This is a genomic window from Streptomyces sp. NPDC001513, assembly GCF_042894695.1.
In the GTDB taxonomy this organism is placed as follows: Bacteria; Actinomycetota; Actinomycetes; order Streptomycetales; family Streptomycetaceae; genus Streptomyces.
Genome location: NZ_JBIAVU010000012.1, coordinates 22108 through 46683, shown reverse-complemented (window position 1 = coordinate 46683; position 24576 = coordinate 22108). Strand labels below are relative to the sequence as shown.

Below are 24576 nucleotides of genomic sequence, written 5' to 3'. Positions count from 1 at the left end.
CGGTTCCCGTTTCCCTCGTGTTGCGCCCAGCACCTGCCGGAGGCTCCCCAGAACCTCCGGCAGGCCCGTGCCACGGGGGCGGATCCTGCCGGATCGATCCTCTTGCGTTGCCGTTCGACGTCGGATCCATACGGACCGGCGACGGCGGCACCAGCCTGACCGGCCGGCCCGCCCCGCGCATGAGTGGTGGCCACTCAAACCAGGTCATCCGGGCAGGTCACAGGGTGCGTGCCCGGCCTGAGGGCGTCGTCACCCGTACCGCAAGCGCAGCGTGGGGGCAGATCTCCGCGCGAACCGGCTGTGGCGGCGGACCGGCTCGTGCGGAGCCGCAGGCGGACGGGGTGGCTCAGGGGGCGGCAGCCGCGTCGGCTTCGCCCAGGCACGTCAGGTCACGGGCGTCGTAGAGCATCTGCCGGAACTGGAAACCCCCATGGTTCACATCGACCAGGATTCGCTCGTCGTCGAGGTACTTGGCCCAGGCGAACCGTTCGCCGGGTGTGAGGTGACCGTTGCCGGCCCGTTGGGCGAGCACATCGTGGGTGGGGAATGCGCGGATCGCCAGCGTCTCGCCCCCCTCCTGCCCTGATGTGGTGACGACGTCGATGTCGAGTGTCAGGTAGGCCGTTCCGGCAGCGTTGACGTCCATGAGGTGTCCGGGCAGGGGGTCGGCGGCCAGGTGGAGACGGCCGTCGGTGTACCTGCCCCAGAACGTCGCGCACGGTCCGTCGTGAGCGTAGGTCCCCAGACCCATGTGCACGCCGTCGGGATGCCTCACCATGGCTGCGGCGTCCACACAGGTGCCGAATGCACTGGTCGCAAGGACGCGCCCGGTGGCGGCCTCGATGACCCACACCTCGTCACCGCCGAGCAGGGGGCCCGGTGCGCTCTGCTCGGCGTCCGTCCCGCCTTGTTCGCCCTCGGAGGCGAACCCTTCACCCTCGCCGTCATCGTCGGGAGCGCATTCCTGCTCGTCCGCGTCCTCGTCCGTTTGCCACGGGTGGTCGAGGCCGGGCATCGTCGCCCAGAGGAGACTGCCGTCCTCGGAGAACGCGCAGGACGAACCGTCCCACGGGGGGTGCTCGATGGTCCACTCCACCGCACCCTGCTCGTCCAGGAGACTGAGCCGGCCCTCACATGTCACAACCTGCCGTCCGGCGTCAGTAGCCAGCGTCGTGCCGAGTTCCAATGATGACTCCTTGTGCAGCGTCAGCCCGGGCAGGAAGCACCGGAACCCCGGAGATGGGCTCCGGTCCATCCCGAAGCCCTGCACTGCCGTGTGCGTCCCTCCGCCGAGAACGTGATGACCTGCGGGCCACGGCTGATCCATCCTGACCTGTCGCTCTTCCGGGCCGATGAGTGGCGGCCACTCATTTCGACCGGCCTGCTGGCCGACGTGGGCAGCGCGCTGCACCGCACCCCCGACGATGCCGAGGTGGTGTCGGACGGCGGCCGTGCCCCGCTCACGCCTCGCGCCGACCGGCACCGCCTGCCGGACGGAGGATGAGCAACTTCTGCTCAGGCGCACGCGACCGCGAACGCGGAGCATCCGTAGCGCGCCCGTTCGGACGCATCACGCCGCAGCAGCACACCTGGAGGACTGGATGAGAACTCGTGCCTTGACGACCGCAGTAGTTGCGGGCGGGCTCCTCGCCACGGCCGTAGCGGGGGCAACGCCGGCCCTCGCGAGCTCGGAGCCCGCTCCTCAGAGGGTCTCGGCCGCCATCCGGCACGCGGTCGACGGGAACGCGACGGCCGCCGACCTTCAGATCATCAAGTCCGACCCGCAGTTGGCCAGGACGGTCCCCGTTTCCCGGCGGGCGGGTACACCTGTCGTCACCGAGGCCGTCCCGCCCACGACCCGGGCCGCGTTCGGTGCGCCTCGGTACTTCGACCAGAAGTGCCTCACCGTCGACTACCCGCTGACGAACACCAGCTACCTGGGCACCACCATCTACACCTGGCACCACAAGTTCTCCTGGTGCACGGCCAACACCGTCGCGGGTGCCGAGTGGACGCGGGTCATCTCGGTCAGCCCGTACAACCGGCACGACTACTTCACCGACAAGTCCAGCGTGGTCTACCCGCAGGGTCTGGTAACCGACGTGCTGTGGGCTCCGGTGGGGGGTTCGATCCCCTACATCAGCAGCGGACTCGGATCGCCCTACCACTCCCACATGGCGAGGTCCGTGAACCTGTGCATCGTGAACTACAGCTGCTACGCGAGCAACTTGCCGCAGAGCGACTTGACGATCGGAAAGGACAACGTCTACCCCGCTCTCGCACGCCCGCTGTAACCATGCCGTTCCGTACGCGGTCCACGGCGTCATGAGGTCCACCAGACCGAGGCGTCGGTACTACCGCTGAACGGCCGTCAACGGTCCCCTGCCGAGCCACACCCTTGAGGCTCGGCAGGGGAACCCACCGGGGGTGCCTCCGTGGCCGACGGGGGCTTTCCGGGCGGCCTCCCGGAACGGCCGGCGGAGTTGAGCAACGCCTACTCTCGCCCCCGTGCACGGCGGCTCCATAGCCTCCACCCATGTCACCCGGCAAGAGCCGCCGTTGATTCGAACGACCAGTACACGGGGATAGTCGTGCAACCTTCACCCACCAACACGTCGTGGTCGATCCCGGGCTTCCAGCCGTTGGAGAGCCTGGGAGAGGGGGCCTGCGGAACGGTCCTCAAGGCCGTCCACCTGGAGACGGGGCAGCAGGTCGCCATCAAGTACCTGAGTGACCGGGTCCGCAGCGACCCCCACCACCTCGCCTCCTTCCGCGACGAGGCCGTACTCCTCCAGAACCTGCACAGCCCGTACGTGGCACGTATGTTCCAGTACGTCCAGAACCCCTATGGGTCGGCGATCGTGATGGAACTCGTGGCGGGCGCGTCCCTGCGCGAGGTCCTGTCGGGGCAGGGGCGGCTGACAGCGGAATCGGCGTTCCTCATCCTCAAGGGCTCCCTGCTCGGCCTGTCGGCGGCACACCGCACCGGGGTCGTGCACCGGGACTACAAGCCGGGGAACGTGATCGTCACCCCCGAGGGCCGGTCCAAGCTGATCGACTTCGGGATCGCAGTCCCATCCGGTGCGGGAACCGGTGCGGCCGGCACGCCCGCCTACATGGCCCCCGAGCAGTGGACCGGAGAAGGCGTCGGGGCACCCGCGGACGTCTACGCGGCCACCGTCACCTTCTTCGAGTGCCTCACGGGGGAACGCCCCTACAACGCGCCCACGGTCCTGGAGCTCGCGGTACAGCACAAGAGCGCGCCGATCCCGTACGAGAAGACGCCCGGGTTCACCCAGCACCTCATCCGCAACGGCCTCGCGAAGGACCCCTGGGCTCGCCCACGGGACGCCGACCGGTTCCTCGCGACCCTGGAGACCGTCGCCCGCCGGACCCTCGGTCTCGACTGGGAGGAACGGGGCCGCCGGGCCCTCGCGGCGCTCGTGGCGGCGCTCGTCCTGGCCGGCGGCCGTGGTGGGGAGTCCGGGGGCGGACAGTCCGACGCGGCCACCACACGGCTGCCCGGCACGTCCCGGCACCGCCGGTCGCCGCGCGTCCACTTCAGCGCGATGGGACGGGGCCCGCGGATCGCGGCGGCGGTGGCCGCCCTGGCCGGTATGGCTTCGTACGGGGTCTTCGCCACACAGGGCACGAGTGACAGGAAGGTGGGGGCCGGTTCCGCCCTGCCCGACCAGACCCGGCAGGACGATGTGCCGGAGGACGAACCGCGGCCGGTCGCGGAGACCCCGGCACCCTCGTCCTCGTCCCCCGGGCCGGAAACCCGGCCTCCCGTCGCAGAACCGGCGCCGCCCACGGCACTTGCGCGGCCGTCCTGGGGCCCTGACCGGCCGACGGCCGGGGACCGTCCGGCACTGAGGGTTGCTCCGACGCCAGTCCGCTCGACGGGGCTGCCTCCGGCGGTGACGGACCCCCCGGCGCCTCCGGTGGTGGCCCCTCCGGTCTTCGCCGATCCGCTGGTGCCGCCCGTGGTGGTGCCGCCCGTCGTGGAGCCGCCGGTGGAGGAGGCTCCGACGCACGTGCTGCACATGAGCATCGGCCGTATGACGGCGGCGACCGATGGCCGGGTGGTCGCCCCCGTCCGCATCGTGACCGATGGCACGGGACCGGTGACCATATCCGTGATCTGGTCCTCCTCCTACGGTTCCGTGGACGCGGGGAGCCCCACTACACAGCCTGGCCCCGTCCGGACGTTCACGCTGTCGGGACGGACCACCTATGCGTTCGACCTGACGAACACGTTCAAGACCGACTGCAACCACGCGTACTGGAACGTCCAGGTTGTTCCGTCAGCCGACTCGGGGATGCTGCCGATGCGCAGGGACGTCCGTGCCGAGTGCGTCCCGACGCCGCTGTGAGGGGAAACGGTTCCTCATCCGCCCCCGAGCCCTGGGAGCACCAGACCATGCCCACCGTCCTCGACGACGGCTGGGGTCTCGTCGAGCCGGACGCTCAGACACGGGAAGTGCCTGTCGCATCGTCGAGGGAGGTCGCCGGCTCGGAAGCCCTCACGTTCCCCCGCATGCCCGTTCCCCTCACCGAGACCGTACGGTTCGGGCCTGGTGTCTCGCCGCTTCCGCCGGCACCGCCCGCCCCGTCACGACGCCGCCGCCCCGGACCGGGCGCGCTGGTGCTGGGAGCCGTGGCCGCCCTTGTCGTCCTGTACCTGGCGGGCCGACCACTGGGGGAACACACATTGGCGGTCGAAGGAATCACGCTCACTCGCTCCACCGCCGTGCTGCGGTGCGACGAGACGGTGCGCGTCCGGGCGGCCGTCCGGACGAACGGTGAAGCGGGCATCCTCCGCTACCGGTGGCACCGCAGCGACGGCACCTCCTCGGGGGTCCTCGAGGAGCGCCTCGTCGAGGGCCGGCGGACCGCGCTGCTGGAGACCACGTGGAGCATCAGCGGCCCGGGCACGCTCACTCCAGAGGTGCGGCTGGAGGTGTCCGCGCCGGAACCCGACACGGCCGCGGTCTCCTTCTCCTACTCGTGCCCGGCCTGATCGGCAAGACACCCCCTAAGGCGTCACACCCGCCCGGCGGGCTGCCGCGGGCGCAATCGCGCCGCGGCGGCGTGGAGGGCGTCCGCGAGGGCGTCGGCCGACGGGTCGGGGACGGCCGCGCGCCGGGCGGTGACGACACGGCTCGGCGGGTGGCCGTCCACCGGTACGAAGGCGATCCCGGGGCGGGCGTGCCGCAGCGCCGCCCCGGCGGGCAGGAGCCCGACGGCTCCCTCCCACAGGACGGCGTGCAGGCACTCCTCCACGGTGGCCACCACCGGGCCGGCCGCATCGTCCTCCGCGGCGGCGAACCAGTAGGCGCGCCAGCGGGCGTCGGTGCCCGGCGGGAGGCGGAAGCGCGGCCGGCCGGCCAGCTCCGCCACCCGCACCCGTGCGCGGCCCGCCAGCGGATCCGCCGCGGGAACGGCCGCCACCACCGGCTCCTCACCGAGCGGGCGCACCGTCAGCCCCGTGGTGTCGAAGGGCAGCCGGGTCAGCGCCACGTCCACCAGACCTTCGCGCAGCCCGGCCGAGGGGTCGGTGACGGGTGCCTCGCGCAGCCGGACCCGTAGTTCCGGGCGCTCCCGCCGCAGCGCGGCCAGCGCCGGCGGTCCGGCCTCCAGGCCGGCGCCCGCGACCACCCCGAGTACGAGGACCCGTACGGCCTCCGCGGCACGGACCCGCTCGCGGGCGCGTTCGGCGCGCTCCAGCAGGTCCCGCGCCTCCGCGAGCAGCACCTCGCCGGCCGGGGTGAGCCGCGCCCCGGTGGGGATCCGGTCGAACAGCCGGCACCCCAGGTCGGCCTCCAGCTCCCGGATCCGCCTGCTGAGCGGCGGCTGGGCCAGGTACAGGCGTGCGGCGGCCCGCCCGAAGTGGCCCTCCTCGGCCACCGCGACGAAACAGCGCAACGCTCGCAAGTCCATGACCGGCCACGATACCGATTCCGAACCCGTGCAGCCGGATCCGGTCCTGGACGCGGACCCGGCCTCCGCGGTGAGGTGGTGGCAGGCGCCGGGCGACGGGCCCGCCGCCTCCCGAACGTCAGGAGCCACCGTGTACGCACACCCCGACGACCTGCAGCGCGCCCGATCGGTGGGTGCCAACGCCCCGGCGGAGTTCGCCGCCTGGCTCGCCTTCCAGCAGGCCGTGGACCGGGAGGACGGCGCGGTGCCGCGCCGCTACCGCGAGCTGATATCGGTGGCGGTCGCGCTCGTCACCCAGTGCTCCTACTGCCTGGACGTGCACACCGCCGCCGCACGCCGGCACGGGGTCACCGCCGAGGAGATCGCGGAGACGGCGTTCGTGACCGCGTCCGTCCGCGCGGGCGGCACCCTCGCCCACGCCCTGCTCGCGGACCGCCTGTACGAGCAACACGGGCACGGGGGCGGGCACGGCCGGGGGCAAGGCCACGACCACCGCCAGGCCGTCTAGGGCGATCCGAGGCGGGACAGGGCCGCGCTGGTCAGGGCGCGGATGCCGGCCGGCAGGGCGGTGCGGGCGTCGGGGGCGAAGTCCGGTGCGTGGTTGGCCGGCAGGGCGGCCAGCTTCTCGGCCGCCGTCGTGCCGGGGGCTCGGGACCAGGTGGCCGGGCCGACCGTGCCGAGCATCCAGTAGCCGAGCCGGATGCCCCGCTCGCCGTGCACGTCGAGGCCCGCGTCGCCGAACAGGGCGAAGTCCTCGGTCGCGAGCGAGGGCGGCCACATCGCCACCCGCTGCGGCCCGAACTCGGCCGCGTGTGCCTCCCGCAGGGCCGCCGTGGCCTCCGGATCCGGATGGGTGACCGGGGAGGCGGAGGTCCGGACGATCTCCGGCTCCCGGGGACAGGCCGCGGCGGCGCACTCGGCGCGCACGATCCGTTCCACGGCCGCGGCGGCCCGGGCCAGCGAGGCCTCGCCCACCGCCCGGACGGTGAGGGCCAGTTCGGCGCGGTCCGGGATGACGTTGGCGCGGTCTCCGGCCCGGAACGAGCCGACGGTCACCGCCACCTGCTCCGCCGGGGCGGCCTCCCGCGCCACCACCGTCTGGAGCCGGGTCACCACGTGGGCCGCCGCGACCACCGGGTCCACGGCGAGGTGCGGGGCGCCCGCGTGCCCGCCCCGGCCGTGCACGACCACCCGGAAGGTGACGCTGCCGGCCGTCATGGGCCCGTACCCGTGCGCGACCATCCCGGCCGGCAGCGGCGCGGCATGCTGGGCCAGTACGTCGTCCGGGCGCCCGCACCGCCGGTACAGGCCGTCGGCCAGCATCGCCCGGGCCCCTTCGAGGGTTTCCTCGGCCGGCTGCCCGACCACGACGAGGGTGCCGCGCCAGGTCTGCGGCGCCTCGGCCAGGAGGGCGGCGGTGCCCGCCGCCGCGGCCAGGTGCAGATCGTGCCCGCAGGCGTGCGCGGCCTCGCCGTCGGCCGCGTACGGCAGCCCGCTCGTCTCCCGTACGGGCAGGGCGTCGAGTTCGGCCCGCAGCAGGACGGTGGGCCCCTCGCCGTTGCGCAGCACCCCGGCGACGCCGTGTCCGCCGATGCCGCGCGTGGTCGCGTAGCCCGCCGACTCCAGCCGTCCGGCGAAGCGGTCCGCCGTGCGCCGCTCCGCTCCCGACAGCTCGGGATCCCGGTGCAGTTCCAGGTAGAACGCCGTCAGGTCGCGCAGGTGCGCGTCCAGCCGGGCGAGCGGTGCGGGTACGGGAGGGGGTACGGGAGCGGGGGCGTGGCCGGTCATGCCGCCATGGTCGGTCAGGGCGGCGGGAGGCGGAACGGCAGGGCGCTGACACCTGATGTCAGCGGAGTGTCAGCGGCACGACGGCTCCGGTGCAGGCGGCGCCGGTTCTGATGGGGGCAGGCACGGCACAGCCCGGTGCCGGCCCCCACACCGAAGGAGTCATCATGGAGAAGTCGCCGCTCGCCTCGCTCGCGGACGAGATCCTGGAGCTGGAGTCGGAGACCTTCGAGATCTCCGACTACTCGGACGCCAGCGAGGTCGTGCTCGCCGGTTCCACGAGCTGCAGCTCCACCTCGACCTGTTCGTCGACCACCAGCACCACCTCCTGCTCCGCCTGACCCGTCGGGTCGCGGACACCCGGACACCCGGATGCCCCGGTCCTCGCCTGCGCGAGGGCCGGGGCATCCGCCCGTGTCCGGAAGCTAGGGAAGGTACGGACGCTACGGGAAGGGGTGCGGGACCCGGCGGATGTCGGCCTCGGTGAGGTCGGCCGCCCGCAGCCCGGCGCGCCGCGGCGCGCTCCGCAGCCGCGGCAGGTGGGGGGCCCGCTGCCGGGACCAGCCGAAGTCGATGGGCAGCAGCCCGGGCACCACCGCGCAGACCGTGTGCAGCCCGATCCGCCGCTGCTCCGGCGTGGTCTGGTCGACGACGATCACGTCGTGTCCCGCGCGGACCAACTCGTCGACGACGCACAGCAGGTCGTCCCGCAGATCTCCGGTCCGCGGTCGCCCGTGCTCCGTCCAGGTCCGGTACGCGTCGTCCATCGCGCGCACGGCCGCCGGCTCCCGGTAGGGCCGCACGTGCTCCGCCATCGCGGGCAGCCCGTACAGCTGGGCGTGGTCCTTCAGGTGCCGGACCCGGCCGAAGTCCCCTGCCATCGCCTCCAGTTCGTCCCGGCGCTCCTCGACCTGGCGGGGCAGGTGCGGAATGTAGGTGAGCACCTCCGAGAGCGCGGCCTCCACCGCCGTCGCCGGATCGAGCGCGGCTCCGGCGCCGAAGGAGAACAGCCCCGGGCCGCCGTCGCGGCGTACCGCGAGCCCGGTCACCACGGGGACGGCCAGATCGATGCGGTTGTCGAAGGCGTGCACGTCGTACCCCTGGAGCGCCGCGCGGTCGGCCATCGTGCGCACCGCCGTCCCCGGCACCGTCGCCAGGTCGATCTCGGTCAGCGGCAGTCCGGCGTACCAGGCGATCAGGAAGGCGTCCCGTTCGACGAGTTCGAGGAGCGCGCCCAGCAGCGCCTCCTCCGGGCAGCTGCCGATGGCGCAGCCGTTGGAGCACTCGAAGACGAAGTTGTCCGCGGCGAGCCCCGCGCTGTAGTGCACCAGCCGGGCGGGGACCAGCACGGGACGGTCGTCGCGCAGGGAGTGCCCGTACACCCACGGGATCGGCCGCTCCGGGTCGAAGGGGGAGACGAGCGGGTCGTCGCGGTAGGTCTCGGGGGCGTAGAACCCGCATGCGGCCGGGTCGAGCGCCCGCTCGCCCAGCTCCGCGTAGGAGGCGGTGAGCAGGGTGTTCCCGGTGCGGCGGTGGGTTCCGGCGTAGCGTTCCAGCCCCTCCAGGTAGGCGAGGTCGCGGCTCGCGGTGAAGCTGTTGGCCTGCCCGCTCCACGTGACGTCCGTCAGGCCCGCGTACCCGCGCATGAAGACGCTCCCGGCGACGGGGGCGGTCGTCGGCGAGGTGACGTTGAGCCAGGTGCCGCCGCCGAGCACCCCGGTGACCGGATTGGCCAGCGCCGTGTACGGCATCGGGTAGGAGGACGCCGCCCGCAGCCGCTGCGCGCCGGGGCCGGGTGTGGGCCGGGACGCGGGCACGAAGGGCCGCGGTGCGTCCGTGCCCCGGGGGCCGCAGTCCGGGCAGAGCGGGTCGGCGGCCAGCGGGTACGTCCGGATCCGGAGCGTCTCCAGGTCCAGCCGGGACACCTGGGGCAGGGCCCGGTCGGCCGCCGCGCCGGCCGGTGCGCCGACGAGGCCGCCGTGGACGGCCTCGTGCAGGGCGTACACCGCGTCGTGCGCGTACGGGGACAGCCGCGGCCATTCGGGACCGGCGGGCGTGCCCGGTCCGCTGCCCGTCTCCAGTGCGTCGCGCTCGCTGCGGCTGCGCAGCCGCTGGCGGCGCATGGCCAGGCACTGGCCGCACGCCGGTGCGGTGCCGTCACCGCCCCACGGGCCGACCAGCACCTCCCGCGCGCTGAGGTGCACGCGCGCGCCGGGCCGGACCGCCGCGAAGGGGTCGGCAGCGCGCGGCCCCAGGGCGTCGTGGACGCCCAGGGTCACCACGACGGCGCCGAGCGGTTCCAGGGCGCGGGCGAGGTCCCGTCTCGCCGCCTCCAGCGGGGCGCCGTCGGGGGCGAGCGGGCGGGGCGGGGGCTTCGTCATGTCCGGTTGCTCCAGCGGAAGGTCTTCAGCCCGATCGCGCCGAAGAGGAGGGCGAAGCCGAGCAGGGCCGCCCACCCCGTCCAGATGGCGGTGAGGGAGCCGGTGCCGGTGAGCGCGCCCGTCGCGGCGTCGTTGAGGTAGCGCAGCGGCAGCACGCGCGAGACCGACTGGAGCCAGGACGGCATCATGTCGAGCGGCAGGAACGAGCCGGACAGGAACGCCATCGGCACCATCAGGCAGTTGGCGATGGCGGCGACGGCCTCCGGGGTGTTCGCGTACGTCCCGACGATCACCCCGATCGCGAGGAACGCCGTGATGCCGAGCACCAGGCCGGGCAGCACCAGCGGCCAGCGGCCGTCGAGGACCAGCCCGAAGCCGGGGAGCATAGCGACCGCGACGAACACCGCCGCCTGCACCACGCCCACGCCCAGCGCCAGGACGTAGCGGGAGGCGAGGACGGTCGTCAGCGGGGTCGGCGTCAGCCGGATCAGCCGCAGCAGGTCGTCGCGCCGCCACTGCATCAGCGTGAACGCGATGCCGAAGACGGCCGCGTTGGCGACGCCCCACGACATCACGCCGGGGGCGATGTACGAGATGTAGGGGCGGCCGGTCTCCTCGACGTCCTGCCCGCTGAAGATCAGGCCGAAGACGACCAGGAAGAGCAGCGGGAAGGCGAAGGTGAAGAAGAGGGTCGCCTTGTCCCGGACCTGCGCCCGGTAGCCGGCGGCGGTCAGGGCCGTGTATGCGCTCATGCCTGGTGCTCCGTCTGCGTGTGGGGTCCTGCCTGGGGGCCGACGCGGGGGCCGGTGTGGGCCGCGGCGCCGGTGAGTTGGAGGTAGACGTCCTCCAGGGTCGCCGTACGGGTCATCACCCCGTCCAGCCCGGTGAGCGCGTCCACGGCCTGGAGGACCTTGCCGGGCGCCGTCGTCTCCAGGACGAGGGAGCCGCCCTGGAGGACGGCCCGGTCCACGCCGGGCAGCGCGGCGGCCTCCTCGACGCCGATCCGGCCCACGGGCAGCAGCAGCCGCGACGGGGCACCGGCCGCGGCGACCAGCCGGTGCGGCGAGTCGAGGGCGGCGATCCGCCCGTCGACGAGGATCGCGACGCGGTCGCACAACGCCTCGGCCTCGTCGAGGTGGTGGGTGGTGTAGACGATCGTGCGGCCCTCGCTCTTGAGGGCGCGCAGCACCTCCCACAGATCGCGGCGGGCCTGCGGGTCGAGGGCGGCCGTCGGCTCGTCGAGGAAGATCAGTTCCGGGCCGTGGACGAGGGCGGAGGCGATGGCCAGGCGCTGGCGCTGGCCGCCGGAGAGGTTCTCCACCATGACGTCGCGCTGCTCGGTGAGCCCGACGGTCGCCAGCGTGCGGTCCGCGGCCGCCGGGTCGCAGCGGTAGAGGCCGGCGACCGTGACGAGGTGCTCGCGCGCGCTCTGCCGTACGAAGAACGCCGAGGCCTGGGTCTGTACGCCCATTCGGGGCAGCAGGGCGGTGTTGCGGGGCCAGGGGCTCCGGCCGAGCACGCGGACCGTGCCGTCGTCGGCCTGCCGCAGTCCCTCCATGATCTCGATGAGGGTGGTCTTGCCCGCCCCGTTGGGGCCGAGCAGTCCGAAGAACTCGCCGCGGTGCACGTCGAGGGACACCCCGTCCACCGCCCGGCGGTCGCCGTAGCGTTTGTGTACGTCCTGGACGGCGATGGCCGGGGAGTCGGGCGGCTGGGTGCTGTCTGTCGTCATGGGTGGTGCGTCCCTCTGTGTCTGTCGGGTCTGTCGGGTCTGTCGGGGTCTTGGGGTCAGGTGGTGGCGGCGTACCAGACGGCTCCCGTGAGGCCGGCCGCCAGCAGCAGGACGAGCACGGCGGAGCCGATGCCGTATCCGAGGTAGAGCCGGCGGGCCCGCGGCGGGTACGCGGCCGCGGCCGCCCGGTCGCGCATCCGCAGACGCAGGTACCCCGAACTGGCGGGCGCCAGCCGTGTCACGCGCAGCCCGTGGCCGAGCATCGTGTAACCGTCCAGCGGGGGCAGCGGGATCAGGTTGACGAGCGCCTGCACGCTGCCGACGAGCAGGAGCGCGGCGAGCACCCGGCGGGTGGGGTCGCCCTCGGGCAGCGCCGCCCACCAGACGGAGAACGGCAGCAGGAACAGCAGGTTGGCGAAGGCGCCCGCGGCGGCGACCGCCGCCTGGTGCCGACGCCGTTCCAGGAAGCGGTAGTTGTCCACGGTGCAGTACATGATGGCGACGGGCAGCCGCCAGCGGAGCCCGATCTCGCTGACGGTTCCGCCGACGTGCCGGGCCGCGACGCCGTGCGCGAACTCGTGCAGGGCCGTACTCAGCCACATCAGGGTGGCCACCGCCGCCAGGGGCACCGGATGGAGCAGCAACCAGCCGAAGGCGTCGGCGAGTTCGCCGAACGAGGCGGCGAGCACGGCCTCCATGGCCAGGCAGCCCAGCAGCAGGACGCCGAGTACCACCGGGTGCAGCAGCGGGCGCAGGGCGCGGTGCAGCCGGGCCGTGGTGGCATCGGCGTCCGCGACCAGGCGCAGCGTGCCGCGGAGCAGGGTGCCCCGCAGCGGTCTGCCGGGCGGCTCGGGTGCCGGCGGCGGGGGGCCGCCGGCGAGCAGCCGGCGGGTGCCGAGCAGGGCCAGCAGCTGCTGCCAGTTGCCCTCGCCGAGCCGCCGCCCGAAGGCGCGTCCGTACGCGGCGCCGATCTCCGCCAGGCTGCGGGAGCCGTCCATCCGGGAGACGAGGAAGAACTCCTTGGGCCCGATCTCGAACGAGGCCCCGGAGACCGGGTCCTTGACCAGGTGGACGGTCGCCGGTCCGTCGAGCAGCGGCGCGGAGAGCAGGATCTCCGGCCGCAGGGCGGGCCGGTGCTCCAGCAGCCCGGCCGGGCCGGTGCCGGGGCCCGGGGCGGGGGTCGGTGCGGGGCCGGTCACGGGGCGACCGCCGCGCCCTCGGTCCGGTCCCCGCTCCGGCCCTCGCCTTCGCGGGCGCTCTCGCTCTCGCGCAGTACGCGGCCCAGCAGGTGCGCCAGGTACGCCTCGTCGCGGATGGTGACGTGCAGCCGGTTGTTGGTCATGTGCATGTACGGGGAGAGCAGCAGCGGCAGGGCCGCGGCGGGATCCGTCACCTGCTCGTCGCGCGTGCCGTCCCAGGAGCGGAAGACCAGGTCCCCGGCGACGGCGAGCGCCTCGGCGCGCTCGCGCAGCTCCCGGCAGTGCTCCGCCCACCCGGCGAGGAAGGCCGGCAGCCGGCCGGTCTCCCCGGAGGCGAGCGCCTCGCGCACGGCGGCGAAGCGGCGGCCGAGCCCGGGCGCCGTCTGCCCGTAGGTCCGGTCGTACTCCTCGGATCCGATGAACCCGGTGCCCGGAAAGGCCTGGTGCCAGAACTCGTAGTAGCGGTCGAGATATCCGGTGAGTTCCTCTCGCTCCGGCAGGAAGACACCCGCCATGACCATCATCAGCTGGGCGGAGGTGCCCAGCAGGACGGTCCGCAGGTGGAGGTTCATGCGGTGCAGGGCGTCGATGACCAGATCGCTGGAGCGGGCGAAATGCCATTCGGCGAGTTCGACGCCGGCGGGGCCGCCGTACTTCCCGAATTCGGGCTCGTACGGTTCCCGGGAGAACGAATTGTTCGGCCGCAGGTTCATCCGGCCGTCCGGGCCCATGAACGCGGCCCGGTCCCCCTCCGGGAACTCGATGTCGAACAGCGTGTTGTAGAACTCGTTGAGGAATCCTGAGTCGACCTCGTACAGGGCCGGGCGGGCCTTGAGGAACGCGGCGACGGCCTCCTCGGTGCGCCGCCGCACCTCGGGCCCGGCCTCGGGGGTGACCGGCCGCAGCCGCAGCCGTACGTGCGGCCCCTCCAGCCAGTAGTTGATGAAGAAGTGCCCGGCGAGCAGTCCGTCGGCGGTGAGCCCGGCGATCAGCGGGCGGACGCACTGCACCAGCAGGGGCTGCGGGTTGGCGGCGTAGAAGATGTGCAGGGCCTGCCAGGCGCCGCGGGTCTCGGCGCCTGCGCCGGGGGTGGACGGGGTCATCTCGGACATCGCGTGCGGCCTTCCTGGTCTCTGATGGTCAAGGTGTGGGTTTCGACGGCCAGTTCGGCCACGTGGGCGCCGCGTGCCGAGTGCGCGTGCGGGCCGTCGGGGTCGGGGAGCATCTCGCGGAAGACGACCCGGTGCCCCGGTGCGCGCAGCAGCGACTCGAAGGCCGCGAGTGAGAGGAGGCTCGCGAAGTCGACGTACTGCGGCTTGGCCCCGACGGCCGAGGGGCCGGCCGAGACGGTCGCGAACACCTGCTCCGGCAGGCCGTGGGCGCGGCGCCAGCGCTGCCAGTCGAGGAAGTGCCGGGCCTCCTGCGCCCCTTGGACCGGCAGATCGCCCGCCGTGGTGGTCCAGCTGCACCGGCTGAGCACGACGTCGCCGTGCACCACGCGGGGTCGGGTGGTCACGTTGTCGGGCGTCGCCGGGCCTTCCGGCACGCCGGCCCAGACGTCGAGCGGTGACATCGACGACGGGGACAGCAGCAGGAGGGTGCGCGGGATCGCGGGCAGCGCGAGCGGCACCAGGTAGCCGAGGTAGACGGGGATCACCTCGCGGCCCAGGCGCCGCGAGCGCAGCACCACGCGCCCGGTGTGCGGCACGTGCTCGGCGTACAGGTCGTCGAGGTGGAGCCGGCGCTCCGGCGGGAGCGTGCCGCTCTCCCCGGGGCAGACGATCTCGTAGTCGGTCAGCTGCCCGTGCAGGTTCAGATTGGTGGTGACCGGCCCGCCGGTGACCTCGGCCAGGACCGCGCCCGGCGGGGTGACCCGGCGTGCCGTGGCCCGCAGTTCCGCCGAGAAGCCGCCGTCCGTCCCGCCCGGCCCGTCGTAGACGTGCGTGAACCGGCTGAAGGGGAAGGACAGTCCGCCGTACGAGCGGTTGAGCACGGTCAGCGGGGTCCCGTCGGCGGGATCTCGGGCGAGCTGGAGGTGGTGGCAGCGCGGCGCGAAGTCCGGTGTCACCGGGTCGAGTTCGTCAGCGACCGCCGCCAGGTCCGCCTCGTCGAGGCGGAGCACGGCCGGGCCCGCTCCCCCGGTCCCTTCCGTGCCCTCGTACGCCGCCCAGGCCTCCCGCATCCGGCCGATGAACGCCCGCCGGGCCGCGTCCAGGGCCCGGATGCCCGGCAGGCCGAGCCAGTTCTCCTCCGGCACGTAGGCGCCGCGCTCGTCGAAGGGCTTGCGCCGCGCGGTGAAGGACAGGTATTGGTCGAAGAAGTCCTCGTGGAAGTCGTGCACCAGCCCCAGGAGGTCCTCGCAGCGGCCGCCGGCGCCGTACCGGGCGGTGAAGAACCCCTCGAAGGTGATCCGCTGGGCCAGGGTGAGGTCGAAGGCGGGCAGGATCCGTTCGACCGAGCGCAGCGCCGTCCAGTCCCGGGGCGGGCAGGGCAGTTCGCGGCCCGCGCTCACGTCCTCGTACAGCAGGGTCTGCGGCAGGGCCGCGTCCGGTGCGCCGAGTTCCTCCTGCGCCCGGTGCAGCCCGCTGCGCAGCACCCGCAGCAGTCCGGCCCGCTCCGTGTGCCCAGCGGCGGGGTAGGCGGCGAGGGCCTCGGCGGGCGCTTCGAGCAGGGCGGCGAGCCGGTCCGCCCAGGGCCGCTCCAGCGAGGCCAGCGACTGCCGGAAGGACCGCAGCGGGTCCCCGCTGTGGACCTCGGTGTCCAGGCAGGGCACGCGCACCATGCCGAGCTGGAGGAGGGCGGAGACGTACGCCTCGCAGTCCGCGGGGTCGGCGGCGTGCTCGGCGGCCAGCCAGTCGGCCAGCTCCCGGTGGCGCAGCTCGGGCCGCTCGGCGAACAGGCCGAGGAGGCGGTCGAGGGTGCCGCTGCGGCGCAGGAAGAACAGCCGGTCCTTGACCGCGTCGAAGGTGACGGCGGCCGCGTCGTCGCCGGCGGTGACCGAGCGCCGCACGTAGCGGATCCGGTCCTCCTCGTGGCCCCAGCCCGAGGCCAGGCGCAGGGGGAGGTCCCGGCGGCGCACGGGATCGGCCAGGATCAGCTCCGCGAGCCGGGCGAGGACGACGACGTTGAGGCGGACGTGGCTGGTCCATTCATCGGCCACCCGCACGCCGCCGCGAACGTCACCACCGTCGGCCCCGGCATCGGCCGCTCCGGGAGCGTCCGTGAAGCGGCCGGTGGCCACCCCGGTGAAGGTGCTGAAGGGGCTCGTCTTGCAGGCCGTGCGGTACACGTACGACAGGACCGACCGCTCGGCCTTGCGGGCCCGTCCCGTCGGCACGCCCTCCGTGCGCGCGTAGCCGTCCAGCTGTCCTTCGAGCACCGGGGAGGCCAGCAGCAGACCGAGCCGCAGCCGTTCGTCGGCCACCAGCTCCCGCAGCGCGGTCCGGTTGCGGGCCAGGTCCGCCGTGAGCAGCGGCGGGCCCTCGGCCAGCAGTTTGTCGAGCAGCCGGCGCCGGTGCAGCCAGCCGGCCAACTGCTCGGCGGCGGCCTCGTCCACGGCCGCGACGGCCTCCACGGCCGTCTCAGTCGACGCGTCCGGCCTGGCCGGCAGCCGGTCGTTGTGGATCTGGCGGCGCAGCCGCAGCAGGGCGCGGCGCCGGGCCGCGCCCGGGCCGTCCGGCGCCGGGTCGGTGGCTCCGACGGCCCCGTGGAGCACGTCGCCGAGCCGCGCGGCGCCCTCGCGCAGTGCCGCCTCGGCGGTGAGCACGTCCTCGGCCCAGCGGCGGGTGTCTGCGACGCGCAGGGCGTCGACGGCGGACAGCGGCAGCCCCGCGACCCGCAGCATGAAGCGGTCGCCCGCATGCCACTCGGTGGTGTTCATCGTCCCGCTCCCTTCAGGCGATTTCGTGACGGAAGTCGGCCGGCCGCGGGCGCTCGTGGCCCAGCAGCATGATCAGCAAGGGTGCCTCGTCGGTGCCGGTCAGCCCGAGCTCCTCGATGTACGCGATGTTGTCGAAGCCGAGTGCCACGCCGGCGCCCAGTCCGAAGGCCGCGGCGGTGGTGTAGAAGGTCTGCGCGACGGCGCCGATGGTGCCGCCGACGAGCCGGTAGCCGCGGTCGCCCACGGAGTCCAGGACGGCGGTGGTGCGGACCGTCGGGACGAGCACCGCACCGGCCTGTTCCAGGTTGTAGTTGGAGAGGAAGTAGGTGCGCTGGAGGAAGGGACCGGGCGGGCCCGGCTTGACCGGGCGCAGGGTGTGCGCGGCCGGGTCGTAGGCGTACGCACCGGGGGCGACGCCCTCGACGTGGTTGACGAACGCGTACAGCGAGGTGAGCGGCGGCCCGTCGGGGCGTTCGGCCTCCGTGCCGTACCGGGTGGCCGCGCAGTCGGCCAGCGTGGCCGCGAACTCCTCGGCCGCGACCGGCCGGTAGGCCTCGAACCGGCCGAAGCTGCTGCGGCGTTCGCGCAGGGCCCGCCCGGTGGCGGCCGGCGGCGTGGGGGGCGGCGGCAGCGGCAGCGGCTCGGCGCCCCGCGGCGGGAGGGCGGCGGCCGCGTCCAGTGCGCCCGGCTCCGGGCGGTCGGCGGCCCGTCCGGCGGTGGCCTCGTGGACGCGCAGCAGCGTCTCGAACACGAGGACCCGGCGGGAGCGTTCCACGTCCCGGTGGCGGACGGCGACGTCGGCCGCGAGACCACTTCCGCCGGCCGGCGGGGCGCCACCCTCCCAGGTCAGCGGGACGACCGCGAAGACACCCTCCTCCTCGGGCGCCACGCCCAGCAGCCGGGCCAGGCGCTCCTCGTCGAACCACAGCACCGGGTCGATCCGCAGCCCGTACTGCGCCGCCCACAGGCGCCAGGTCTGCACGAGCGCGCCCACGTCCATGCTCACGGCGTGGAAGGAGAAGCTGTTGTACTTGAAGGCGTTCTGCCAGTACTTGACGCTGAGGACGAGGTACTGCGTCGCCTCCGCGGCGGCGCCGGCTCCGGGTCCGAGGGCGTCGCGGACCTGCCCGGTGACGTCGCCCGTCAGCAGGCGTCGCAGTCCGTGCTGGTGGGGCGCGTAGTGGTAGAGCCCCGGTGTCAGCGGCCCGCCCGGCCCGGCCGCCCAGTGGATACCCAGCGGGTAGAGCCCGCCGCCCGACGCCGTGCCCCGCGACCAGTTCGCCTGCGTGTAGTGCGGCAGCGCGGCCAGGTCGGTGTTCGCCTGGACCGCGAGACGGCGCCCGGTCAGCCCGTACGAATCCCTGAGCATTCCGGACAGCAGCGGCAGGGTGAACCCCGCCGCGGGCCGCCGCGCCACCGCGTCCGCCTCCGCGCCGGCCTCCGCGTCCGCGTCCGCGTCCGGCAGGGCTGTCGGCAACGGGAGCGTCTCGGCTTCCGGGTGGAACTTGGCCTTGCGGGGCCGGTCGGCCCAGTCGGGCACGAAGTCGACGGGCTCCATCGGGACCCGGCCGCGGTGCATGATCTCGTGGGCGTAGACATGGGCGTAGCCCATGGGTCCTCCTACGTTCGGGTGGGACGCCGGTGGCGGCGGCCGGGTCAGGGGAAGGGGTGGGGGGCCGGGTTCAGGTCGCCGGGCTCCAGCGCGCGCTCGCGCAGCCCCGCGGTGAACAGGGCCGTCCGCATCCGCGGCATGCCGAGGGCCCGCTGCCGGGACCACCCGAAGTCGATGGGGAGCAGCCCGGGGACGAGGACGCTCACGGTGTGCAGACCGAGGGCGCGCTGTTCGGGCATCGTCTGGTCGACGACGACCACGTCGAAGCCCTCCGCCGTCACCGCCGAGACGCACCGCTCCAGGTCGGTGCGTACGTCGTCGGACGCGTCCGCGCCCCACCGGTCGGGCCGGCGCAGCTCGGCCACGGTCCGCGGCCGCCCGTCGCCCCGCGGGCGCAGCAGGAAGTCCGCGTACCGGCCCATCTCCGGGATCCCGTACACGAGCGGATGGTCGTGCAGTGCCGTGACCAGGTCGAAGTCCGCTGCCATGGCGCGCAGTCGGGCCTCGTCGCGCTCGGTGCGCCCGGGCAGGTTGACGGCGTCCGTGGCGATCTCGCAGAGCGCCGAGTCCAGGGCGGACTCCGGGTCGAGGCCGGCTCCCGCGCCGAAGCACATCCGGCCGGGGCCGCCGTCGAACCGCTCGGCCACCGCCGTCACGACGGGGATCGGGAAGGTGATGCGGGTGTCGAAGAACCGGGCCCGGTAGCCGTACATCGCCAGCCGGTCGACCATCGCGCGGGTCGACGGCCGGGTGCTGCTCGCCGGGTCGATCTCGGGGAGCGGCTGCTGCCCGTACCAGGTGAGCAGGAAGGCGTCGCGCTCGACGACCTCCATCAGCCCGAAGTACACGGCCTCGGCCTGACTGCCGCCGGAGGCACAGCCGTTGGAGCTCTCCTGTACGAACCGGTTCTCCAGGCCGGGCGCGTGATAGTACGTCAGGATCTCCGGTACCAGGCGGGGCACGCGGTCGCGCAGCGACCAGCCCCACACCCAGGCGATCTCCCGGTCCGGGTCGAAGGGGCGTACGCGCGGGTTCTCCCGGTGGAAGGCCTCGCTGTACAGGCCCACTTCCCTCGGGTCGACCGCGTCGGCGCCGAACTGCTTCAGCGAGCCGGTGACGCTCGTGGTCCGGGCCCGCGCCCGCATCCCCGCGTAGCGCTCCAGCCCTTCCAGCACGCCCACGTGCGCGCTGCGCGCGAAGGAGTCGGTGTGGCCGCCCCAGAACGTCTCGCGCAGGTACGCGCCCGAGCGCATCGAGAAGCAGCCGATGGTCGCGGAGGTGGAGGTGGAGGAGACGTCCTGGACGAGGGTGGGTCCCAGCGCCCCGCACAGGGGGTTCGCGAAGGCCGCCACCTCGATCCCGTACGACTCGACGGGGCGGGTGCGGAAGACCCCGGGCCGGTACTTCGGCGCGGGCGGCAGCGCGGGCACGGCCCCTTCCGCGGTGTCCTCCTCCGGTGTGGCGCACACCGGGCACTCGGGGTCGGGGACCAGCGGGTACCGGCGTACGGAGCCGGTCCGCAGGTCCAGCAGCCGGACCTCGGGGAAGACTCCCGGGGGTGGGGTTCCGGGCCGTGGCTCGGCCGCCGCGGCGATGAGGGCGGCCAGCGCGTCGGCGGCGAAGGCGTGCGCGTACGGCCAGTCGCCGGCGGCCCGCGTGCCGCCGCCGAGCTCCAGGGCGTCGCGGAGCGCGACGGACCGTACCGCCTGCCAGCGGCGTTCCAGGCACCGGGCGCAGCCGCCGGGCGCACCGACGACGGCCTGGTGCCCGTACAGGTGCACGGGCACGGGAGCGGGAACGGGCGCGGGGTCGGGCTTGGGCTTGGGCGCGGGCCGGGTGAAGGCGTCCCCGAGGCCGAGGGCCGACAGCGTCACCCGGGGACCCCCGAGCGCCTCCAGGGCGTGGCCCAGCAGTGCGGTGAAGCGGGCCGCCGTGCCCGGACCGAGCGCGGCGGCGACCTCGGGACCGGCCGTCAGCGGGTCAGTGGTCATCGCCCGGCTCCTGGGCGGCGGTGAGCAGCACTCTGGCCGTGTGCAGCCCGGCCGAGGCCAGGTCCGCGCCCCCGGTGGGGACGGCGTAGGCGTCACGGCCCGCCGCCCGCAGCCGGTCCAGTACCTCGGACCAGCCGGCGGCCTCGTTCCCGGCGGCGGGCCGGGCGTCGGCGGACACCGTCAGTGTGCGGGCGTCGAGGTCGGACAGCAGCGGATCGCCGGTGTCGGCCGGTCCGCCGGACGCGGCGGCGTCCCGTTCGTACTGCACGGCGCCGAGCAGGTCCCGCAGGGCGGCCACCGTGGCCGTCCGGCCGTCCAGGCCGGCGCCCACGGCCCAGCGCTCCCCCGCCCGGGCGAGCAGCACCCGCACCCCGGTACGGCCGCCCTCGCCGAGGTCCAGGAGCTCGACGTCCAGCCCGAGGCGGTCCGCCGACCGTACGAGGAAGGCGAGTTCGGCGTCCGGTGTCTCGTCGGACAGCGGTACGGGCGCCGCCGCGGCCCCGCGCACCGCCCGCAGCAGGGCGTCGTGGGCCAAGGCGGACAGCAGGCCCGCGGCGGCCGCGTCGGCGGGCGAGGGTCCGGCGCCGGCTCCGGCGCGGGTGCGCTCGAAGAGCCGGTCGGCGTTGTGCGGCCCGAAGGGGCGCACCGCCCCCGCGGGCACCAGCGCGGGCTCCTTCGTGACGAGCGACACGGCCTGCTGCCAGGCGGCGGCCGTGCCCGGCAGACCGGAGGCGATGGTCAGCGAGCCTTCCGCGACCGCCCCGTCGGCGCGGTCCGTGACTCCGTACGCGGGGACGACGTGCTCGGCGTAGACCACGGCCGCGGCGTCGAGGGCCCGCATCCGCGCCCCGGCGACGTGGTGGACGTCGAAGGCCGCGACGGTTCGGGGGCCGGTGTGGCCGACGCCCAGTTCCACCACTCCGAGCTTGAGGGGGATCTGGGTGAGCGGCTCGTCCGCGTAGCGCGTGAAGACGCCGGTGTACGGGCGGACGAGCGCGGAGCGCCGGTTCAACTCCTCCACCAGGGCGTCCGCTTCGCGCGCGGTCTCCAGGGTGGGCAGGGCGGGCGCCCCGGAGGTGCCGGCCGCGGAGAGGTCCACGGGGGCCACGGCCTCCCGCGCCGCCTCCGCGTCCGGGGCGCAGAACGGGCACCGGGGGTGGGCCAGGAGCGGCTCGGCCGTGACGTCCAGCGAGGCCATGTCCTGCACGATCACCTGGCCCGCGGTCTCGGCGGGCAGGGCCCCCGACGTGGTGCGGAAGACCTCGTAGCCGAGGAGGTTGCCGATCATCGCGGCCAGCGGCCGCCCGGGTTCCGGGCCGGCGGGCGCGGGGCTGCCGGGCAGGGCCAGCGCGCTCCACAGCTCGGCCGCCGCAGCGGTGTCCCGGCCGGCGGCCGCACCGAGCCGGAGCGCGGCGCAGGCCCAGCAGCCGGGGGTGCCGTGCGCCATGAGGGGGCCGATCACGGCATCGGATCCGTACGACCAGGCCGGGAGCAGGGTGCGGCCGGCCGGGATCCCGGCGCGCAGCAGCGGCAGCAGCCGGGCGGGCGCGGTCCGGCCGCCGGTGACGACCACGAGGTCGTAGTCGGCCAGTTCGGACCAGGTGAGGTCCTGGCGGGCGGCCGGGGGCAGCGTGCGGAGCTCGACCGGGCAGCCTTCGGCGACGGCTTCCGCGGCCTCCGCGTCGAGCGCCGGGGTGCCGAGGCCCGGCAGCACGCCCACGGCCGCGCAGCCGTTGCGTATCAGGCTCGTCGCGCACCAGCGGGCCACGTCGTCCTCGCCGAGGACGGCGACCCGGGTCTCGCGGAAGCGCAGGAACCGTGCCTCGGCGTCGTCGGCGTAGTGGTCGGCGTAGGCGATCTGCGGGGCGTACCGGCGGGCCACGTCCGGAGCGAGCGCGGTCTGCCCGGCGGGCGGCTCGGCGGGGGCGGTGACGGGCCGGGCGAAGTCCCGTTCGTACAGGGTCCGCACGAGGTCGCCGACCATCTTCTGCTGCGCCTCGCCCAGGCCCCGGCACAGGTCGGCGACCGAGTGCTCGCCGGTGAGGTGGGGGACGATCAGCGTCGCGAAGCGGTACGCGGACTTGGCCGTGAGGCGGAAGCCGCCGTCCGCGTTGTGGAACAGCACGCCGTCGGGCGTCTCGGTGAACAGCACGTCCCGGCGGATCCGGGGACGGGTCGCGGCAACGGCTTGATAGCTGGCGTGGGCCATGGGGACACCCCTGAGTGCGGTCTGGGCGGGATCGGCGAGGGAGGTGAGGGCGAGGGAGGGAGGGAGGAGGGGGGAGGTGTGGACGGGCGGGTCAGTGCGGTGCGGAGACGACTGCGGTTGCGGCAGCGGCAGCGGCTGCCGAGGGGGCTGCGGTCGTCGTCTTGCGCGTGCGGACGTGCCAACGCGCGTAGATGCGGAGGAAGTCGTGGAGGCGGTACGGACCGGGCGGTCCGTCCTCCAACAGCCCTGCCTCCACGAGCTGTTCGAGTACGGCTTCGCTCTCCCGGACCGACAGGTCCTCGTCCGCGTCACGGGCTCCCAGCCGGAGGAACGCCTCCCGCAGCTCCGGGGCGAGTGCGTCGAGCGCCTGCCCCAGCACCTCGGGTACCGAGAGGCGGGCGTCCTCCGCGAGGGCCAGCCGTACGGGGGGATCCTCCGCGAGCCAGGCCGCGCAGTCCGCGACCGACAGGCCGGGCCGGGTCAGCAGCCGTCCGGCGGCGATCCGCAGCGCGAGCGGGAAGTGCCCGCACACGGAGGCGAGTTGTCCGGCCGCTGCGGGCTCGGCCGCGATCCGCTCGGCGCCCACGAGCCCGGCGAGCAGCCCGTGCGCCTCGGCGGGCCGCAGCACGTCGAGCCGGTGCACGGCGCCGCCGTGCGTGGCGACGACCGCCGCCAGCCCGCGCCTGCTGGTCACGAGAACGGACGCGTCCCCCGTCGCAGGCAGCAGCGGCAGCACCTGCCAGGCGCCGGCCGCGCCGTCCAGGACGATCAGCCGCCGGCCGGCGCCGGGGTCGGCGTCAGCGTCGGGGAGCAACCGGGCCGCGTCCTCGACGGCTACCGCCGTTCCGTCCGGCCTGGCCAGCGGGATGGTGGACACCCCGCCGGGGAAGGCCTCCTGCACCTCGTGGGCGGTCTGGTAGGCCAGCGCCGACTTTCCGATGCCGGGCGCCCCCGAGACGACGACCAGGCGTGGTCCGTCGGCGGCGGTGAGCCGTGCGGCCATGGCCCGGCGGTCGCTCTCGCGCCCGGCGAAGGCCGGGACGGGCAGCACCGTCCGGCCCGGCCGGAATGTGGTGGCGGCCGGGCCTGCGGGCAGTGCGGGGGCGTCGGCCGTCGTCACCGCCCGCGCGGGCTCCGGCGGGGCGGGGGCCAGGTCCTCGGCGCGCAGGATGGCGAGCTCCAGTCGCCGCAGTCCCGGGCCCGGGTCGATGCCCAGCTCATCGCGCAGCCGGTCGCGCACCGTGCGGTATTCGGCGAGCGCCTCGGCCTGCCGTCCGGTGCGGTAGAGCGCCTCGATGAGCTGCTCGGTGAAGCGTTCGCGCACGGGGTGCCGGCGGGCGCTCTCGTACAGGTCGACCAGGACCTGATGGCAGTTCCCGGCGGCCAGTTCGAGGTCGCAGACCCGTTCCAGTACGCGCAGCCGCTCCTGTTCGAGCGCGGGTACCGCGTCCTGTTGGAGCAGGCGGGAGGCCACGTTGGCGAGCGGCTGGCCGTGCCAGAGCGACAGCGCCTCCCGGAGCCGGTAGAGCTCCTCCCCCGGGCCGGCCGCCGACCCGGCCCGGGACGTGAGCGTGCGGAACAGCACGAGATCGAGGGTCTCGGTGTCGTTGTGCATCCGGTAACCGCCCGGAACGGCCTCGATGGTGGTCGCGGATATGCCGTACTTGGCGAATAGCCGGCGCAGCCGGAGGACGCACGTCTGCAGTGCGGCGCGGGCCGTGGCGGGCGGTTCTTCGTCCCATACCGCGCGCAGCAGGTAGGAAGTCGACACGACGGCGCCGGGATGCAGCAGAAGTGCGGCGAGAAGACTGGTCGGCTTGGACGGTTTGAGAACGACGGTTTCG

The 24576-nt window shown here is 74.4% G+C and carries 19 protein-coding genes; 6 read left to right on the top strand and 13 right to left on the bottom strand.

Annotation, left to right across the window (positions count from 1 at the left end; all coding sequences use genetic code 11):
- Window positions 1-346: 346 nt before the first annotated feature.
- On the bottom strand, window positions 347-1186 hold the full coding sequence (locus ACFYZ4_RS25990) for a hypothetical protein (RefSeq protein ID WP_390784931.1): 840 nt from the start codon (window positions 1184-1186) through the stop codon (window positions 347-349).
- A 12-nt stretch (window positions 1187-1198) separates the two neighbouring features.
- Here ACFYZ4_RS25990 and ACFYZ4_RS25985 point away from each other — a divergent pair, with 12 nt between their 5' ends.
- From ACFYZ4_RS25985 to ACFYZ4_RS25970, 4 genes are all read left to right on the top strand, one after another.
- Window positions 1199-1504, top strand: a complete 306-nt coding sequence (locus ACFYZ4_RS25985) for a hypothetical protein (protein ID WP_390784930.1) — start codon at window positions 1199-1201, stop codon at window positions 1502-1504.
- A gap of 112 nt (window positions 1505-1616) precedes the next feature.
- A complete protein-coding gene (locus ACFYZ4_RS25980) occupies window positions 1617-2294 on the top strand; it encodes a hypothetical protein (RefSeq protein WP_390784929.1) in 678 nt (225 codons plus the stop codon).
- Window positions 2295-2591: 297 nt separating this feature from the next.
- Window positions 2592-4376 carry a serine/threonine-protein kinase gene (locus tag ACFYZ4_RS25975; protein ID WP_390784928.1) on the top strand — a complete coding sequence of 595 codons (1785 nt, stop codon included), beginning with the start codon at window positions 2592-2594 and terminating at the stop codon, window positions 4374-4376.
- Between the two features lie 164 nt (window positions 4377-4540).
- The gene (locus tag ACFYZ4_RS25970; RefSeq protein ID WP_390784927.1) at window positions 4541-5023 is read left to right on the top strand and encodes a hypothetical protein; all 483 of its coding nucleotides are present in this window, start codon (window positions 4541-4543) and stop codon (window positions 5021-5023) included.
- A gap of 23 nt (window positions 5024-5046) precedes the next feature.
- On the opposite strand, the gene ACFYZ4_RS25965 is transcribed toward ACFYZ4_RS25970, so the two are convergent.
- Window positions 5047-5943, bottom strand: coding sequence for a LysR family transcriptional regulator (locus ACFYZ4_RS25965; RefSeq protein ID WP_390784926.1), 897 nt, complete (start codon window positions 5941-5943; stop codon window positions 5047-5049).
- Between ACFYZ4_RS25965 and ACFYZ4_RS25960 the strand changes: the two genes are divergently transcribed.
- Window positions 5942-6451 (top strand): carboxymuconolactone decarboxylase family protein, encoded by a 510-nt coding sequence (locus tag ACFYZ4_RS25960; RefSeq protein WP_390784925.1) that lies wholly within the window; start codon window positions 5942-5944, stop codon window positions 6449-6451. The genes ACFYZ4_RS25965 and ACFYZ4_RS25960 overlap by 2 nt on opposite strands.
- Here ACFYZ4_RS25960 and ACFYZ4_RS25955 read toward each other — a convergent pair.
- Complete coding sequence (locus ACFYZ4_RS25955) at window positions 6448-7731, bottom strand: amidohydrolase (RefSeq protein WP_390784924.1); 1284 nt, start codon at window positions 7729-7731, stop codon at window positions 6448-6450. The genes ACFYZ4_RS25960 and ACFYZ4_RS25955 overlap by 4 nt on opposite strands.
- A 164-nt stretch (window positions 7732-7895) precedes the next feature.
- On the opposite strand from ACFYZ4_RS25955, the gene ACFYZ4_RS25950 reads away from it, so the two are divergent.
- Complete coding sequence (locus ACFYZ4_RS25950) at window positions 7896-8069, top strand: thiazolylpeptide-type bacteriocin (protein ID WP_007268044.1); 174 nt, start codon at window positions 7896-7898, stop codon at window positions 8067-8069.
- A gap of 102 nt (window positions 8070-8171) precedes the next feature.
- Here ACFYZ4_RS25950 and ACFYZ4_RS25945 read toward each other — a convergent pair whose 3' ends face one another.
- The 10 genes from ACFYZ4_RS25945 to ACFYZ4_RS25900 form a co-directional block, all read right to left on the bottom strand.
- Entirely contained in the window at window positions 8172-10109 is a 1938-nt protein-coding gene (locus tag ACFYZ4_RS25945) for a TOMM precursor leader peptide-binding protein (protein WP_390784923.1), read from the bottom strand.
- Window positions 10106-10861 carry an ABC transporter permease gene (locus tag ACFYZ4_RS25940; RefSeq protein ID WP_351300443.1) on the bottom strand — a complete coding sequence of 252 codons (756 nt, stop codon included), beginning with the start codon at window positions 10859-10861 and terminating at the stop codon, window positions 10106-10108. The genes ACFYZ4_RS25945 and ACFYZ4_RS25940 overlap by 4 nt, the downstream gene beginning before the upstream one ends.
- A complete protein-coding gene (locus tag ACFYZ4_RS25935; protein WP_351300446.1) occupies window positions 10858-11841 on the bottom strand; it encodes an ABC transporter ATP-binding protein in 984 nt (327 codons plus the stop codon). Before ACFYZ4_RS25935 ends, ACFYZ4_RS25940 begins: the two co-directional genes overlap by 4 nt.
- Before the next feature lie 56 nt (window positions 11842-11897).
- Complete coding sequence (locus ACFYZ4_RS25930) at window positions 11898-13040, bottom strand: peptidase M50 (protein ID WP_390784922.1); 1143 nt, start codon at window positions 13038-13040, stop codon at window positions 11898-11900.
- The gene (locus ACFYZ4_RS25925; protein ID WP_390785063.1) at window positions 13037-14143 is read right to left on the bottom strand and encodes a lantibiotic dehydratase C-terminal domain-containing protein; all 1107 of its coding nucleotides are present in this window, start codon (window positions 14141-14143) and stop codon (window positions 13037-13039) included. Before ACFYZ4_RS25925 ends, ACFYZ4_RS25930 begins: the two co-directional genes overlap by 4 nt.
- Window positions 14140-16920 carry a lantibiotic dehydratase gene (locus ACFYZ4_RS25920; RefSeq protein ID WP_390784921.1) on the bottom strand — a complete coding sequence of 927 codons (2781 nt, stop codon included), beginning with the start codon at window positions 16918-16920 and terminating at the stop codon, window positions 14140-14142. The genes ACFYZ4_RS25925 and ACFYZ4_RS25920 overlap by 4 nt, the downstream gene beginning before the upstream one ends.
- Before the next feature lie 13 nt (window positions 16921-16933).
- Entirely contained in the window at window positions 16934-18532 is a 1599-nt protein-coding gene (locus ACFYZ4_RS25915; protein WP_390784920.1) for a SagB family peptide dehydrogenase, read from the bottom strand.
- A gap of 44 nt (window positions 18533-18576) precedes the next feature.
- Window positions 18577-20523: a TOMM precursor leader peptide-binding protein gene (locus ACFYZ4_RS25910; RefSeq protein WP_390784919.1), complete on the bottom strand. Its 1947-nt coding sequence runs from the start codon at window positions 20521-20523 to the stop codon at window positions 18577-18579.
- The gene (locus ACFYZ4_RS25905; RefSeq protein ID WP_390784918.1) at window positions 20513-22732 is read right to left on the bottom strand and encodes a TOMM precursor leader peptide-binding protein; all 2220 of its coding nucleotides are present in this window, start codon (window positions 22730-22732) and stop codon (window positions 20513-20515) included. Before ACFYZ4_RS25905 ends, ACFYZ4_RS25910 begins: the two co-directional genes overlap by 11 nt.
- 91 nt (window positions 22733-22823) lie before the next feature.
- A complete protein-coding gene (locus tag ACFYZ4_RS25900; RefSeq protein ID WP_390784917.1) occupies window positions 22824-24503 on the bottom strand; it encodes a BTAD domain-containing putative transcriptional regulator in 1680 nt (559 codons plus the stop codon).
- Window positions 24504-24576 lie beyond the last annotated feature (73 nt).